The organism is Lachnospiraceae bacterium oral taxon 096, assembly GCA_018141845.1.
Lineage (GTDB): Bacteria > Bacillota > Clostridia > Lachnospirales > Lachnospiraceae > F0428.
Genome location: CP073340.1, coordinates 1,286,760 through 1,301,153, shown reverse-complemented (window position 1 = coordinate 1,301,153; position 14,394 = coordinate 1,286,760). Strand labels below are relative to the sequence as shown.

The window sequence follows — 14,394 nt, the reverse complement described above, 5'->3', positions numbered from 1 at the left end:
AGGTTAACCCTTTTGAATTGGAGATCACATATTCCGATTCTGATTTTTCCCTTGCTTCCTTGAGACAGGCTACCAGGCATTTGGGAATCGGAACATCTTGCTTCGCTGCCGGAGTCTTCAAAAGTGTGTTGACCACCGGCTCACCGCCTTCCACATGCCATGCACGCCTTACAGAAATGTACGGCGTTTTTTCATCCAGGAATACGCAGTCCCATTTCAATCCAAGAATCTCTTCTCTACGCAATCCCGCGTACAAGCCGATCATTACGAAAACATACGGTGGTAGCTCACGAATACTATCCAGCAAAATGGCAGTCTGTTCATCCGTCAAAGCTTCGCGCCGTTTCGCAGGCTTTCCTCCTCTTGCGCAAATCGTTTTGGATGGATTCTCTTTGATCACCCTGCTCTCTTCTGCCGAATTAAAAATGTTCTTAATCAGCATATTGAGCTGACCATACATTCCGGAAGAACCTTTTGATAGCGGAACCATCAGCAGCCGCAGGTCATCTGTGGTCACCTCATCCATATACATCTGTCCAATTGGACCCACGATGTACCGATTCACCATCCGCTCGTATCCCTCCAACGTATTGGTTCTTACCGTTCCAGACCGCATCAGCAGCCATTTTCCGCAGTACTCTTCCACGGTCGGATTCTCTCTGTGGAAAACCACTTCTGCAATTTTCTTTCGGGCATCTTCCACCCGGTCATACAATTCTTCGCGTGTTAGCCCATAGATTGCCACTCTCTTTCTGTCTGCATCTGTAATTCGGGTACGATAATACTGTACCCCTTTCATCATCACTGTTCTGTATTCCGGAAGTTCAGCAGGACGCTTTTTTCCTTTAGCCATGTGTTCTCCTCCTCGTCTATCTTCATACATTGCGTGTTGTCACTTTTATTATCATGGCGTACACCACTTCCTTCAAGGATGTCGAATGTATGTAAAAAGGGCAGGGATTTTTGACCATCCCTGCCCCAAGTTTTTTCTGATTTACTCTTAATCCCACGATGCAAAAGCATCTTCCAGCACTCCTGCGAGCTGCTCTGGGCGATTGTATTTCACCTTGGCGTAAATATCCATGGTGATCTTGCTGCTTTCATGACCGGCAAGATACTGAACTGTCTTCGGATCAACCGAAGCATGAATCAGATTCGTAATATAGGTGTGCCGCCTTTTGCCCCAGAACCGGCTTCACCGTATGCTTTACCCTCTTACCATCTTCATAGCGATAATAGCAGCGTTCCTTGGTGGTACGGGTTACGATATACTGCCATAATCTCTTGAATTGCGTATAGGACAATGGGTCTCCATCCCGGTTTGCAACCACATAATCCGATGTCGATGTCTTCTTCGCCTCTTTCAGACATTCCAGAAGATTGTCCGGCAGAGGGACATTCCGATGCGCTGCCTTTGTTTTCAGCTCTGTCAGAATCACCGGACGATTATGCTCCGTATGCCAGGCTCTCCGAACGGTAAGGTACGGAGCCTCGCAATCAAGATACACCGAATCCCATTGAAGTCCGAGGATTTCTTCTCTCCGCAATCCTGCGTACAGCCCCAGCATTACAAACACATACGGCGGCAAGCCGTAAATGGCATCCAGCAGCTTATCCACCTGCTCATCCGTAAGCGGGAGGCGTTCCTTCTGGGGAATTCCTCCCACATTCTTCTTCAGATAGATGGTCGGATTCTCATCAATGATCTTGCTCTCCATTGCTGCCGTAAAAATACACTTATATATAACGTTCACCGATTTGTACACGGATGCCGACTTTTTTGATGCCGCCAGCAGTGCCAGGCGAATGTCATCTGCTGTTACATCTCCCATATGCATATCGCCCAATGGCTTAATGATGTAGTTCTTCACTTTCGATGTATAGTCAATCAGCGTTGTCATCCTGATCTGTGCCGACTGCATCAGCAGCCATTTCTCGCAATACTCCTCCACTGTAGGTGTACTGCGGCGATATGTCTTGTTCTCAATCTGCTGGATCGCTTCCTGTTCCTTCTGGTACAGTTCCTCTCTCGTTCTTGCATATAAGGAAACCCGCCGCCCCTGCTGATCTGTTACACGGGTTCGATAATACTGCGTTCCTTTCATACTCACCGTACCATAATCGGGAAGCATCATTCTTCTTGCCGCCATATCATTACCTCCAATTCTGTTCTTGCTTTCATTATTGCGGATTCATCGTCCATACTCAACGATGTCGATTTTCACCACCGAAAGCTTCGAGGTTTGCGATATGTCACAGCACGTTCCATCGGTTTTGCACGGTGTGTACATTTTGCAATGTACTCCTGAATCCCCACTTCCGTGAAATAAACGCAGCCGTTTTCCACATACTGAACATAGGAGATCAAACCGTCTGTTCTTGCAGCATCCAGTGTTTTTACGCTGATTCCCAGTATACTGGCTGCTTCCTTCCTTGTAATCAGTTTATCCATCGCCTTCTTCGCCATCCTTTCGGCATTTGCCCTGTCTTTTTTTCTCTGCCTGTTCCGGAATGTAATAACCAAGCTGAATCCTTACAGCTTCATCAATCCCACGCATCTGCCCCTTACTTACCCGCCCAAGATAGCGAATCACGCATACCTTGTCACAGGTGTCGAGCTGTTCTGCCAATACCATAGACGGTTTTGCCAGTCCCTTTGCTTTACGGAGAAAGAAATGCGTTGGCTGCTTTCGCTTCTTCTCAATTTTCGATGTCAGCGGAGCAATCGTGATCGTCGGCGCATAATAATTGCCAACATCATTCTGAAGAACCACAACAGGACGAACACCGCCCTGGTATCAAAAAAGCAAAGCTCATCTCAGCAAATCAGACAAGCTGTATTCTTCTTTGGGGATATTTGCTGTTCTGCGATACCCTTTTATGGCTTTCACCAAGAGCTGTGGGTTACTGAAATACTGCTTCACAAAATCATACGACTTCACATCATGCATCCGAAGATTTGTTTTACAAAATTCGCTTGGTTTTTTCCAGAACGCTTAAACTTATCATATGCTCCTTCCGCATGAATAATCAGCATTTCAATTTCTGGAGCAGTAATGACATTTACCACGTCAATTTTCTGCTCATATGCTTTACTCAATCGAAATTCCTCTCTGCGAGAATCCAAAATCCGTATCACAGAAATCTGCTCATCGAATCCTTTCCGTAAGTATCGCTCCTCGAATCGTTTAGCACTTCTGCAACGGATAACACGTTCTTCCAACATTTCTTCTCTGTTGAAAATCAGAAGATCATTATCAACCAGTATGTCGATAATAGCTTCTTCGGCAGAGCCTTCACATATACACGCCTTGTATTTTGCTAATTTCATTCTGCCGCCTCCTTAATTGATCGAAGCAGCCAGGCTTTTCTTCAAGCGCATATACGCTTCATATGCTGGCGTTGTTCCCTCAAGGAAACCGCTCTGGTAGGCATCACTCTTTTTAATATCATTACGTTTCAATATATAGCTCAAATTTTCTGCTGTAATGCCATTATAGTTTCTTACAATACAAATTCCGTCATTTCGGTCATATTCATCCAGCAGTTCCGGATAATGCGTAGTGAAAATAAGCGTTCCGCCATTTTTGTTCAGTCGGCTGTCCATAAAGAAGCGCACTAAGGTCGTTACAATTTCCTTGTTGAAATGATTCTCTATTTCATCTACCAGAAGATAACCACCTGAATGAAGAACTTCCTTTGCCATCGAGAATGTAATAATGCCCTTAATCGTACCAGAGGACAGATACTGCTCAAGGTCTGCCGCATTATTCAGGATAATCTCTTCTTCATCCTTAAACTTCAAGTGGATAAATGTTTTTCCCTCTGTCTGCTCAAAGCACAATTTCTCAATGGTCGGATCGAGAAATGCAATTACCTCCAATGGAATATCTTCGGTAAATGGAAGCACATTCACATTCGTATAGGAAAGCATACCTGAATTTCTGATTTTTGAAAAATTGGAAAACAGGCTCCTCTGGAAAACAATCGTTATTCAGAAGGGCCTGTTTGAGTTATCTGCTTTTGGGAAATTAGGGGGTCTATAGCGAGCGTTTTTGTGCTTTTGGAGGCATTTAACCGTAAAGGGGCTGCTGCACTTGGACTTTTTTCCTTGTGCAACAGCCCCTTCATACATTCATTATAGCTTTTATCATCCATTTTATTTGCCCCAAACAGCCGCTGCATTCGACCTTACAAGCAGTTCTTCCACAGGCAGACCAATCGGACAAATATCATGACAAGATAACGACTTCCCGCATCCCTCAAAATATTTCTTCTTATATTCAGCAGAAATCTCATTCAAATGAGTGCTTTCCTGTTCTTCATTCAGAATCCGAAATGCGTTGACTGCAGCAACAGCGCCTGCAAAAGTCCCATTTGCAGAGAAGTTAGGACACACTTCAAGGCAGCAGCCACACATCAGACAGCGTGCCGACTGGTATCTCGGTTCATGTGTCCACGAACTCATATAAGCTTCACTTTCAAGCCAAAGGTTCAGTTTTTTCAAATTTTCAAACAGATTTGACCGGTCAACGATCAAATCTCTTACAAGCGGAAATTTGCTTAAAGGTTCCAAGGTAATTGTAGAACCTTTTAACGTATGTAGAAATGTAGAGCATGCCAGCCTCGGACGTTCGTTAATCAGCATGGCGCAAGCCCCACACTTTCGCACCATACAGCTACATTCCCAGCTGATGGGAGTAACTATATTCCCTGAGTTATCTTTCAAAGGGGTTCTACTGTTCAATTCCTTTAGAACAGTAGCAACAGAGCTGTTTCTGCTTCCGTCAAACTCAAATTCCTGCCAATAACTGTCTGCTTTCTGACTCTCCTGCCGCCTGATTCTTATTTTATATACCAAGTGAATCACCGCCTTTCTGGAACAGGTACAAAGGAAATCTGTATCTGCTTTCCATCAAATCTGGCTACCGTTGTTTTAAGGTAATCATCATCATTGCTCTTCGGATAATCCTCCCGCCAGTGTGCACCACGGCTTTCTTTTCTTGCAAGAGCACTCTTTAGAACTGCCATGCCAAGCAATGGAAGATTTCCTGTCAGCGCTTGTACCGTTTGAATCCCATTTAACAACGTATTCTCATTTCTGACAACGCCCATAGTCTCCTGCATCACTTTGTTTAATTGCTTTATTTCTGAAATTTGGGACGCTGGTGGAAAATCTATCTGTGTCGCACAAGATAGATCTACTACATCTGCCTGTTCGCATGCTGATTTTGCCGCAACACGTCCTCCGTATAACGCTCCTAACAGAGAATTTCCACCAAGACGGTTGGCACCATGATATTGGGCACAGCATTCTCCGGCAGCGTAAAGATTCTGAATCGGCGTTCTGTGCTGCTCATCCACCAGAATGCCTCCCATAAAATAGTGAATTCCCGGTAAAACAGACACCGGTTCCTTTCGTATATCTTTATGCAGATAGGTCATACAATCGTCTGCCAGACCAGATAGCTTATTTGAAATAATCTCGTCCGATATTTCCGTCATGTCAAGAAATACCTCTGATTCATGGCTGACCTTCCATATCTCTCTGGCGGTAATATCTCGTGGCATCAGATTTCCAAGCTCCGGGTATTTTTCCTCCATGAAATACCATTGTTTTCCATCTTTCATGGCAAACAACCTGCCACCTTCCCCTCTGGCCGCCTCGCTGATGAGCATGCGTTTTCCACCACATTTCACAGTTGTCGGATGATACTGGATCATCTCGCCATTTGCCAGAGAAACACCAAGCCGGAACAATTCTGCGGTGACTTCTCCTGTATTGCTCAGCGAACCCGTTGTATTTCCAAACAATCCGTGCATACCACCGGTGGCAACAATAACCGCATCCCCCGATAATTCCACAGTCTCCTGACTGTATTCATCCCTGATTACGCAGCCACAACAAATATTGTCACACAGACGAAGTGTTAAGAAAGAATGATGTCTGAACCGTTCTACCATACCAGATGCTTCTTTCCTGCGAACAGCGTCTATCATAGCTGTCATGATCTGCTTCCCGGTATCACTCTGCGCAAAAGCAGTCCTTTTCTTTTTCTGCCCGCCAAAATTCCGCAGATCCACATTATCATAGCCGCTCATGTTAAATTGAACTCCAAGTTTTAACAGCCAGTGCACCAGCTCCGGTGCTGCCTGTGTCATTCCCCAAACTGCATTTGGGTCTGCCAGACCGCAAGCCGCCTTTATTGTATCTGTGAAATGTTCTTCGGGACTGTCGTTTTCATCTTTTGTATTCAAAGCTGCGTTGATACCGCCCTCCGCCATAACAGACTGCGCCCGCTCTGATGGAAAGGAGGAAACCAGTTTTACATTGCATCCATTTTCCGCTGCCTGCAAAGCCGCTGAAAGTCCTGCCAGTCCAGCACCTATAATAATAATTGTCTTACTCATAGATATTGCCACCCAATATAATAGAAAATAACTGCGCCCGCTATAAACAGAAGGAGCACCGAAAGAATCAAATAAATATCACCCCTTCGTTCTTTATAACTGATGATTCCCAGCGATACGAGCAATGGGCGGATATTGATAAAAATATGAACAAAGATTGCCGCCACGAACAAAAGCTGAGTTACCATCTTTACCGTTGTAAAAGGGAACAAAATATATGTCCCATTCTGCACCTTTCCAAACAAGCCAATATGGAAGAACAGCAGGATCAGTATTGCCAGCCCACTGGCTCGTCTCGCCCAGAATATGGCGTTCTGTTTCAGATACATTTTTCCGGATTGCTTCGCCGTCTGTAAACTCTGAACTGTCAGGATGACACCAATCACCGTATGCACAACAAGAATACCAACACCAATCCATGCAAGAAGTTTCCCTGCGCTACTTCCAACTCCGTTCAGCATAAAGCTGCCCATGATTCCATGAATCATAAAAATGAGAAGCATTAAAACAGACAAAATCGTATTCCATTTTCTCATAAATTCCCGCTCACCTCATTTCTTCGCTGTCCATGATCATATAGTCCATCTGTGTTAGCGTTGTAACGTCAATAAAATCATCCGATGCCAGGAATACATCATACTTTCCACTTACCACTCTTGATAGCATCATTGTGTTACTGTACTCTTTCAGATCTACGGAGAAACCGGCCTGTTTCAACCTGTCACAGAGTTTCTTAGCATAACTGACAAGCGGATAATCCGTCTCAGATACATATAACCAAAAACTAATGTCCGTTTTCATGAGATCTGTTTCATTTGTTTCCGAATCGTCCAGTGCCAATTCTTTTAATTTATTCCGGGTGTTCTCGTTGTCGAGACCATCTGACATCATATTAATACCGAGAACATAAGAGCCTTCCAACTGTGCGGAGGCTTGAGCCGCCTTTTTTGACTTCGGTGTTGCTCCTGTGACTACATCAATCATAGAAGGCGGTGAATGTAAAATGGCACCAAACCCTACAAGAAAAACAATCGTAACAACTAACAGAATCAGTTTTCGTTTCACATTCCCACCTCATTTCCTATTTTTTCAAAATTCTCATTGCGTTTAAAACAGCAATTATGGTAACGCCTACATCACCAAATACAGCTTCCCACATTCCCGCAATACCAAGAGCACCAAGAATCAGGAACACACTCTTAATCCCAAGAGCAATCACTATATTCTGCATGACAATCTGTTTTGTCGCTTTTGCTACTTCAATCGCGTCCACCAGCTTAGACGGTTCATCTGTCATCAGAACTACATCTGCTGCTTCAATGGCCGCATCCGAACCAAGCCCACCCATTGCAATACCAACATCTGCACGGGCAAGGACAGGAGCGTCATTGATACCATCACCAACAAAAGCCAATTTGCTTCCCGGTCTCTTTTTACTATCTAAAAGCTCAACCTTTTCCACTTTTTGGTCAGGAAGCAGCTGTGCATAATATTCATCCAACTGCAATTCTTCTGCAACGGACTTCCCAATTTTTTCATCATCACCGGTAAGCATGACTGTTTTTTCCACGCCGATATGTTTCAGGTCAGAAATTGCTTTTTTACTGTCCGGCTTCACTTCATCTGTTATCAAAATACATCCTGCATATTGACCATCTACAGCCAAATAAACTTTTGTACCTGCGTTTTCACAGGTTGTGTACTCTATACATTCTGTATCCATAAGTTTCGTATTGCCAGCAAAAACTTTCTTTTCCCCTGCCATTACACTGATTCCATATCCTGAAATTTCCTTATAATCAGAAATCACTGACTGATCAATTTCTTTTCCATAAGCAGCAAGAATGGATTTTGCAATAGGATGGTTAGAAAAACTCTCTGCCTCTGCCGCATACTCCAGAACCTGTTCTTTTGAAAATCCATTTGCAGGCAAAATATCCGTCACATTGAAAACACCTTTTGTAAGTGTTCCGGTTTTATCGAACACAATAACGCTGACATTATTAAGTGCCTCTAAATAATTGCTTCCTTTTACAAGAACACCTCGTTTAGATGCTGCACCAATGCCGCCGAAGAAAGTCAGCGGGATTGAAATAACCAATGCACATGGACAAGATACCACAAGGAAAACAAATCCTCTGCGAATCCACTCTGTCCAGCCTCCGCCAAGAATGATCGGTGGCAGAATCGCCAGAAAAGCTGCTAAGATTACAACCACAGGTGTATAATAACGTGCAAATGTAGTAATAAAATTTTCTGTTGGTGCTTTTCGGCTTGACGCATTTTCCACAAGATCAATAATCTTTGAAGCCGTAGATTCACCAAATGCTTTTGTTGTCTTAATCATTAAGACACCCGTCTGATTCATACAACCGGAAAGTGCTTCGTCTCCTTTATGAACACTTCTCGGAACTGATTCTCCTGTTAAGGCGCTTGTATCCAGCATAGAATCTCCATCCAATACCACACCGTCTAATGGAATTTTTTCACCAGGCTTTACAATAATAATCTCACCAATGGAGACATTTTCTGGAGATATGGTAATCAATTCCCCATTTCTTCTTACTGTAGCAGAATCTGGACGTATATCCATTAAGTCTGATATAGATTTTCTTGAACGCTTAACAGCCAATGACTGAAAAAATTCACCTACCTGATAGAATAGCATAACAGCAACTGCTTCTGGATATTCACCAATGACAAAAGCCCCAATCGTAGAAACACTCATCAAAAAATGTTCATCAAATACACGCCCCTTTGAAATGTTCCTCACAGCCTGCCATACAACATCTCCACCAAGAATAACATAAGAAACAATGAGAAAAGCTAACTCGATAGGCAGTGACACTTTCGCAAAAACAGTCAATGCCATACCAATGGCATAGATTGCTGCACCAGTCGCTAAACGAACTGTCAACTTCTTATCCTCATTGTTATAGGATTCATTGGCCTCCTGCTTTTTTTCCGGTATATAAGATTCCTGTACAATTTCAGAAACTTCCACATCTGGCTCATGGCTATGAACAATCGTTTCAATCTGACTGGCTATCGTATCTGCGGCTGTCTGAGCAACAATGATTGTAAGCGTCTGCTTCATGAGATTTACCACTGAGGATTGCACTCCATCCAACTCTCCGACTTCTTTTTCAATTTTTGCGGAACAATTCGGACAGTCCAACCCTTTTAACGAATAACTCTGTGTAACATTCATAACGGTTTCTTCCTGAACTTCCACATCTGGCTCATGACTATGAACAATCGTTTCAATCTGACTGGCTATCGTATCTGCGGCTGTCTGAGTAACATTGATTGTAAGCGTCTGCTTCATGAGATTTACCACTGAGGATTGCACTCCATCCAACTCTCCGACTTCTTTTTCAATTTTTGCAGAACAATTTGGACAGTCCAACCCTTTTAATAGAAATATGCGTTTCATGATAATCTCCTTATAATTTGTTTAATTGTTCAATTACTCAACTATAATGTTAAAAAATATTATTTCTGCCAAAGATGCTCAAATCCCTTGTCAATAATCTCTTTCACATGATCATCTGCCAGCGAGTAGTAAACTATCTGTGCTTCTTTACGGAATTTTACCAGATTCGCAAGACGTAATGCCTTTAACTGATGCGAAATTGCAGATTTTGTTACCCCCAGTAGCACTGCAAGATCACATACACACATCTCACTCTGTTCTAGAGCGTGTAAGATTTGTACTCTAGTTCCATCTCCAAATAGCTTAAACAAAGAAGCCAACTGGATATAATCATCTTTTGGCTGCATCTTGGATTTCACATCATTCACAATATCCTCATGAATTACATCGCAATTACAAATATAAGACGTTTTTGGCATATATTCACCTCCAAATAATAATAGTTGAACAATTACTCAACTATTATTATACTTATTTTTAAATTCATGTCAATAAGCTGATGTTAGTTCCCCATAAATTTTACAATTAAAACCAGCTCTTTATTCTTTTCTTAATCTTTTTTCCCAGTATACCGTTTTGGCTTTCTTGTCACACTTCCATCTGCATGACGTTCCACATTATCTCTGCTTGTTCCGGAATGTAATATCCAAGCTAAATCCTTACAGCTTCATACAGTTTGCTGACGGTAGGGAAACAGTAAGGTATTCCGGTTCTGTCAAGAGAAGATCATTCTGAATTTCTTTTTGAACCAACTCCGAATAATGATTGTGTTCAAACAAAACATCCAAAAGAATATAGAATGGCCTGTTATTGATCGGTGAATCATAGGTAAACTTAAAATGCCTTTTTTCGATATTGTTCTTTCCAATCCGCTTCTGTTCCTCAACATCCTTAAAAGGAAAAATCTCCGATGCACGATCTAAATACTTATCCAAATCTGTCCCTAGCTCGGCAATAATATCAATATCTGTGGATAACCGACGCGGATGTTCCATCAGCAACATAAGACAGGCACAGCCAATGATAAGTCCTATGATGCAACCCATGATAACTTAGAGGATGACACCCATCAAGATATCCACCAAGTTAGCCACCAAGATTCTACGCCGTCAGCAGTTAGGCATTCCATCCTTTCATCGGCGTTACGGAAAACGATATGCTCATTTTGAGCACATCGTTTTTCTCCGCAACTGGGAAATCAACGTCCTGCCATTCTCCCTGCATGGCTTTCCTGCCCCCTTCCGGCGGCGTTTTCCGGCTCTCCTTCTCAGGGTCATCGCCTGGTATCCCATGCAGACGGTCATGCGGTTTTCAAGGTGCAACGTGCAAAACGGCAACAAAAAAGCCGTCACAAAACAGACCACCCCTGCCTTCGCTTTTTCTGGAAGGTCATGCTAGTCGGTTATGTAACGGCTGAAAGCCAAGATGTTCAGCCCCGCAGGGCCGGAACGAATATGTAAAAATATGTTATATTCAATTGTTGGGATAGATTACCACAAAAATCGAGCTGTGTCAGCAAAAAGTTTTGAAAGCGTGTCATTTTCGGCAGCTTGCAAGAAAAATTGAGGGAAACTTTTGCAAAAAGAGAGAGGGCTGGACGGTGCCAGCCCTCTTGACAAGCAAATTTATATAGTTTGAAGGCGATTTTTCAATGCTATGATATTTTGATGGATCTGCATGATCACATCCTTAAACGCAGCATCATCTTTTCCAGTCGGGTCTTCCAATCCCCAGTTATCATCAAATGGTCTACCAATAAAAGGGCATCCTACATTGCATCCCATCGAGATTGTAAAATCCGGTTCAGGAATCGCAGAAATCAGCTTAGAATACTGCGTCTGCTCCATGTCGATGCCATAAAGCTCATTCACCAGTCGGACAGCATCCTGATTGATCCGGGGTTTTGTTTCCGTTCCGGCAGAATAGCTTTCAAACACGTCGGACGCCAGCGCTCTGCCCAATGCCTCTGCAATCTGGCTGCGGCAGGAGTTGTGGACGCAGATAAATGCAACCTTTGGCTTTGTCATGCGGGGAACCTGCCTTTCGTTTTGTTTGCGATTTTTACAAGGAACAGCATCACCGGCACTTCGGTCAACACGCCAACCGTTGTGGCAAGTGCGGCAGGAGAGGTTGTTCCGAACAGGGCAACGGCTACTGCAACCGCCAATTCAAAGAAGTTGGATGCGCCGATCATTCCGGCAGGTGCTGCAATGCGGTGCGGCAGCTTGAGCAGCCGACAGGCACCATTTCTATGGTCTTCAAAGAAAGGTTGAAAGAAAAAAGAACAGAAGCCAATTTAACTCAGGTAGAACTTGCAGAGAAGGCCGGTGTAACCGCCCGCACAATTCAGAATTATGAGCTTGGCAGCCGCAAACCATCCAATATGGTTACGATCCAGAAGATTGCGGATGCGCTGAATACTACTACTGAGTACCTGCTGGGAAGCAGCGGCACCTATGTCGTAGAAGCTCACGAAAAAGGCGGCGCAAAAGCAGCGAAGGATATTGAAGAACTGGTCAGTGAAGTGACCGGTATGTTCACTGGCGGCGAATTAAGCGAAGATGCCATCGAGGGAGCCTATAAAACTCTGACCGATGCCTACTGGATTGCCAAAGAGAACAATAAAAAATACGCCCCGAAAACGAGGCGTAAAAAATCCGATCAGTGATATTTATCGTACACACTTTTCGCTATACTGTAAACTGGAGGTGGTATGATGAATGCGGAACAGCTTTCACGGGTCGGTGAGAAACTGGTAAAACGCTGCGGTTCCAGAGACCCTTTTGAAATTGCAAGGCAGCTTGGTGTCCATGTCATGCTTTGTGAAAACCTCGGTTCCCTGAAGGGAATGTACCGAGTGATTAAACGAAATCGCTTTATTTTCCTGAATAACAGTCTGAATGAAAATATGCTGCGCATCGTGTGCGCACATGAATTAGGGCATGACCAGCTTCACCGGAATATGGCGAAAACCACCCCGATTCATGAGTTCATGCTCTACGACATGAAATCCAAGCCGGAATATGAAGCCAATATCGTAGCAGCAGAGATCCTGATGGACAGCGATGAAGTCCTTCGCTACATCTATGAGTATGGGTACACCGCCGAGCAGATCGCCAGTGCGATGTCCACTGACATCAATCTGGTTGCGCTGAAGGTAGCACACCTGGCCACACTTGGATATAATCTGCACGCACTGGAACATAAAAGCAACTTTTTGAAATAACGTATCTTCGAGGAGCCTTGACCGGCTCCTCTTTTTTTTGCAAATTGTGCAGATGCCGTCTGCACAATTATCAGCCTAACATCGTAAACTCTCCATAGCAAGTACCTTGCCAGCCCCAAAGTGCTGCAACATGGTTTTGCAAGCAATAATCCGCAACGTTCGCTCCTCCAGTATTCACCTGTAATCTCCATACCGCCATCTTCTCATCTCCCCGCTTTCTTCTTTAGTGCTTATCCACCTTCCGCTTCGGGAACCATCCTTTTGCCACTCTTATTTCCTGTTCTTTCAGTTCCTTAATGCTCCAAAAGCAACTGACGCCCAAAACACCCAGGGAAACCGACCAAAGTATTTTCTGCATTCTTACGGATAGAATCATACACAAAATGCCCAACAGCAAAAATACCGGCCAACAGCGGCTTCCAAAGTAATACTCCGTATATATAACAATAGGATGAAACAATCCAATCAGAAAAAAGGTAAGCACACCAATCAATATGCCACTAAAATTCATCATAACTCCTTGTCCTTTTCCTTATACAAACAGCACATTATCGCAGACCGGCGCAACTTATCTTCTGCGTGCAACAGTCGCCCTCAACAACATATCCAATATGCGCAAAGAAGAAGTATTGCAATATAGAACTACAACCTTCCTCTTCCATATTTTTTAAATATCTGACACATTTTTATGGATTGCATTTTTTACACGGATCATAACCTGCAGCAATCAGCGCATCCCTACTCTCTGATGAGGATTTTTTATCGCTCTCCTTCATCTGTTTGACCGATGAACAGGACGGCCGATGAAATTTCTTTGTATTGGTATTGAGGATATAGGATTCCGTGCTGGTCTGCTGAGAAGCTGCCTGCGTAACAGCCTGTGTGGCCTGCTCTGTTTCTGCCGTCTTGTTTGTTCCAGAAGCCGAGCTGTCCCCCGTCGCATAATTGATGTTAATTCCCGGCTGAACATTATAAACGTAAACGCAGTACAAAATACCTTCGCCTTTGTCTTCTACGGATTCCGCTTCCATTAGTACGCCGGATGCTACGAGATTACTGCCTTCAAAAACCGGAGTCACCCGATACAGCACATGATTTCCAGTTTCTTTTACATAGTCCGCTGCCATATTCTCAAACGGCAGCATTCCCTGAACATTCAGATATCTGGTCCCAGTGATTAAGTTCTTCTCATTCGCATTTTCTGCAGTGAGCTGATAACCGATCAAATGGCAGCGATTATAAATCTTTTTTTCGCATCTTTCTGTCAATCATAAGTTTGAATAATCTGTTGTATGATACTGCCATTTTTCCTCGCCTTCTA

The 14,394-nt window shown here is 43.6% G+C and carries 13 protein-coding genes and 6 pseudogenes; 3 read left to right on the top strand and 16 right to left on the bottom strand.

The features are described from left to right. Positions 1-7 precede the first annotated feature (7 nt). The 13 genes and pseudogenes from J5A74_06480 to J5A74_06420 all read right to left on the bottom strand — a co-directional run bounded on the left by J5A74_06480 (position 8) and on the right by J5A74_06420 (position 10,857). Positions 8-853: pseudogene (locus J5A74_06480) on the bottom strand (site-specific integrase). 147 nt (positions 854-1,000) lie between these two features. Then, positions 1,001-2,150 (bottom strand): annotated as a pseudogene (locus J5A74_06475) (site-specific integrase). Positions 2,151-2,221: 71 nt separating this feature from the next. Next, positions 2,222-2,452 carry a DNA-binding protein gene (locus J5A74_06470; protein ID QUI95053.1) on the bottom strand — a complete coding sequence of 77 codons (231 nt, stop codon included), beginning with the start codon at positions 2,450-2,452 and terminating at the stop codon, positions 2,222-2,224. Then, positions 2,445-2,795 (bottom strand): annotated as a pseudogene (locus J5A74_06465) (type II toxin-antitoxin system PemK/MazF family toxin). The gene J5A74_06470 and the pseudogene J5A74_06465 overlap by 8 nt, the downstream one beginning before the upstream one ends. A gap of 18 nt (positions 2,796-2,813) precedes the next feature. Continuing rightward, a pseudogene (locus J5A74_06460) lies at positions 2,814-3,331 on the bottom strand (hypothetical protein). Between the two features lie 12 nt (positions 3,332-3,343). Next, positions 3,344-3,934, bottom strand: a pseudogene (locus J5A74_06455) (ATP-binding protein). A 225-nt stretch (positions 3,935-4,159) separates the two neighbouring features. Continuing rightward, a complete protein-coding gene (locus J5A74_06450; protein QUI95052.1) occupies positions 4,160-4,861 on the bottom strand; it encodes a succinate dehydrogenase in 702 nt (233 codons plus the stop codon). 5 nt (positions 4,862-4,866) lie between these two features. After that, positions 4,867-6,411: an FAD-binding protein gene (locus J5A74_06445; protein ID QUI95051.1), complete on the bottom strand. Its 1,545-nt coding sequence runs from the start codon at positions 6,409-6,411 to the stop codon at positions 4,867-4,869. Further along, positions 6,408-6,947, bottom strand: a complete 540-nt coding sequence (locus J5A74_06440; protein ID QUI95050.1) for a pilus assembly protein PilX — start codon at positions 6,945-6,947, stop codon at positions 6,408-6,410. The genes J5A74_06445 and J5A74_06440 overlap by 4 nt, the downstream gene beginning before the upstream one ends. Before the next feature lie 10 nt (positions 6,948-6,957). Next, the gene (locus tag J5A74_06435) at positions 6,958-7,476 is read right to left on the bottom strand and encodes a hypothetical protein (protein ID QUI95049.1); all 519 of its coding nucleotides are present in this window, start codon (positions 7,474-7,476) and stop codon (positions 6,958-6,960) included. Between the two features lie 16 nt (positions 7,477-7,492). Beyond that, complete coding sequence (cadA, locus tag J5A74_06430) at positions 7,493-9,847, bottom strand: cadmium-translocating P-type ATPase (GenBank protein ID QUI95048.1); 2,355 nt, start codon at positions 9,845-9,847, stop codon at positions 7,493-7,495. A 59-nt stretch (positions 9,848-9,906) separates the two neighbouring features. Continuing rightward, positions 9,907-10,266, bottom strand: coding sequence for a helix-turn-helix transcriptional regulator (locus J5A74_06425; protein QUI95047.1), 360 nt, complete (start codon positions 10,264-10,266; stop codon positions 9,907-9,909). Positions 10,267-10,515: 249 nt separating this feature from the next. After that, a pseudogene (locus J5A74_06420) lies at positions 10,516-10,857 on the bottom strand (nucleotidyl transferase AbiEii/AbiGii toxin family protein). A 49-nt stretch (positions 10,858-10,906) separates the two neighbouring features. On the opposite strand from J5A74_06420, the gene J5A74_06415 reads away from it, so the two are divergent. Then, positions 10,907-11,245, top strand: coding sequence for a hypothetical protein (locus J5A74_06415; protein ID QUI95046.1), 339 nt, complete (start codon positions 10,907-10,909; stop codon positions 11,243-11,245). A gap of 227 nt (positions 11,246-11,472) precedes the next feature. Here J5A74_06415 and J5A74_06410 read toward each other — a convergent pair whose 3' ends face one another. Then, positions 11,473-11,874 carry an arsenate reductase ArsC gene (locus J5A74_06410; protein ID QUI95045.1) on the bottom strand — a complete coding sequence of 134 codons (402 nt, stop codon included), beginning with the start codon at positions 11,872-11,874 and terminating at the stop codon, positions 11,473-11,475. A 224-nt stretch (positions 11,875-12,098) separates the two neighbouring features. Between J5A74_06410 and J5A74_06405 the strand changes: the two genes are divergently transcribed. After that, positions 12,099-12,515, top strand: coding sequence for a helix-turn-helix transcriptional regulator (locus tag J5A74_06405; GenBank protein ID QUI96843.1), 417 nt, complete (start codon positions 12,099-12,101; stop codon positions 12,513-12,515). A 48-nt stretch (positions 12,516-12,563) separates the two neighbouring features. After that, positions 12,564-13,073, top strand: coding sequence for an ImmA/IrrE family metallo-endopeptidase (locus J5A74_06400; protein ID QUI96842.1), 510 nt, complete (start codon positions 12,564-12,566; stop codon positions 13,071-13,073). 223 nt (positions 13,074-13,296) lie between these two features. Here the strand turns inward: J5A74_06400 and J5A74_06395 are convergent, their stop codons facing one another. Both J5A74_06395 and J5A74_06390 read right to left on the bottom strand, forming a co-directional pair. After that, positions 13,297-13,584, bottom strand: coding sequence for a DUF4491 family protein (locus tag J5A74_06395; GenBank protein QUI96841.1), 288 nt, complete (start codon positions 13,582-13,584; stop codon positions 13,297-13,299). A 175-nt stretch (positions 13,585-13,759) separates the two neighbouring features. Further along, positions 13,760-14,341 (bottom strand): DNA/RNA non-specific endonuclease, encoded by a 582-nt coding sequence (locus J5A74_06390; GenBank protein ID QUI95044.1) that lies wholly within the window; start codon positions 14,339-14,341, stop codon positions 13,760-13,762. Positions 14,342-14,394: the final 53 nt, after the last annotated feature.

Bases quoted from the DNA above. Each gene is read 5' to 3' on its own strand.
- J5A74_06470 (QUI95053.1), bottom strand. From the start codon at position 2,452: ATGGATAAACTGATTACAAGGAAGGAAGCAGCCAGTATACTGGGAATC.
- J5A74_06445 (QUI95051.1), bottom strand. From the start codon at position 6,411: ATGAGTAAGACAATTATTATTATAGGTGCTGGACTGGCAGGACTTTCA.
- J5A74_06440 (QUI95050.1), bottom strand. From the start codon at position 6,947: ATGAGAAAATGGAATACGATTTTGTCTGTTTTAATGCTTCTCATTTTT.
- cadA (QUI95048.1), bottom strand. From the start codon at position 9,847: ATGAAACGCATATTTCTATTAAAAGGGTTGGACTGTCCAAATTGTTCT.
- J5A74_06425 (QUI95047.1), bottom strand. From the start codon at position 10,266: ATGCCAAAAACGTCTTATATTTGTAATTGCGATGTAATTCATGAGGAT.
- J5A74_06415 (QUI95046.1), top strand. From the start codon at position 10,907: ATGACACCCATCAAGATATCCACCAAGTTAGCCACCAAGATTCTACGC.
- J5A74_06410 (QUI95045.1), bottom strand. From the start codon at position 11,874: ATGACAAAGCCAAAGGTTGCATTTATCTGCGTCCACAACTCCTGCCGC.
- J5A74_06405 (QUI96843.1), top strand. From the start codon at position 12,099: ATGGTCTTCAAAGAAAGGTTGAAAGAAAAAAGAACAGAAGCCAATTTA.
- J5A74_06400 (QUI96842.1), top strand. From the start codon at position 12,564: ATGAATGCGGAACAGCTTTCACGGGTCGGTGAGAAACTGGTAAAACGC.
- J5A74_06395 (QUI96841.1), bottom strand. From the start codon at position 13,584: ATGAATTTTAGTGGCATATTGATTGGTGTGCTTACCTTTTTTCTGATT.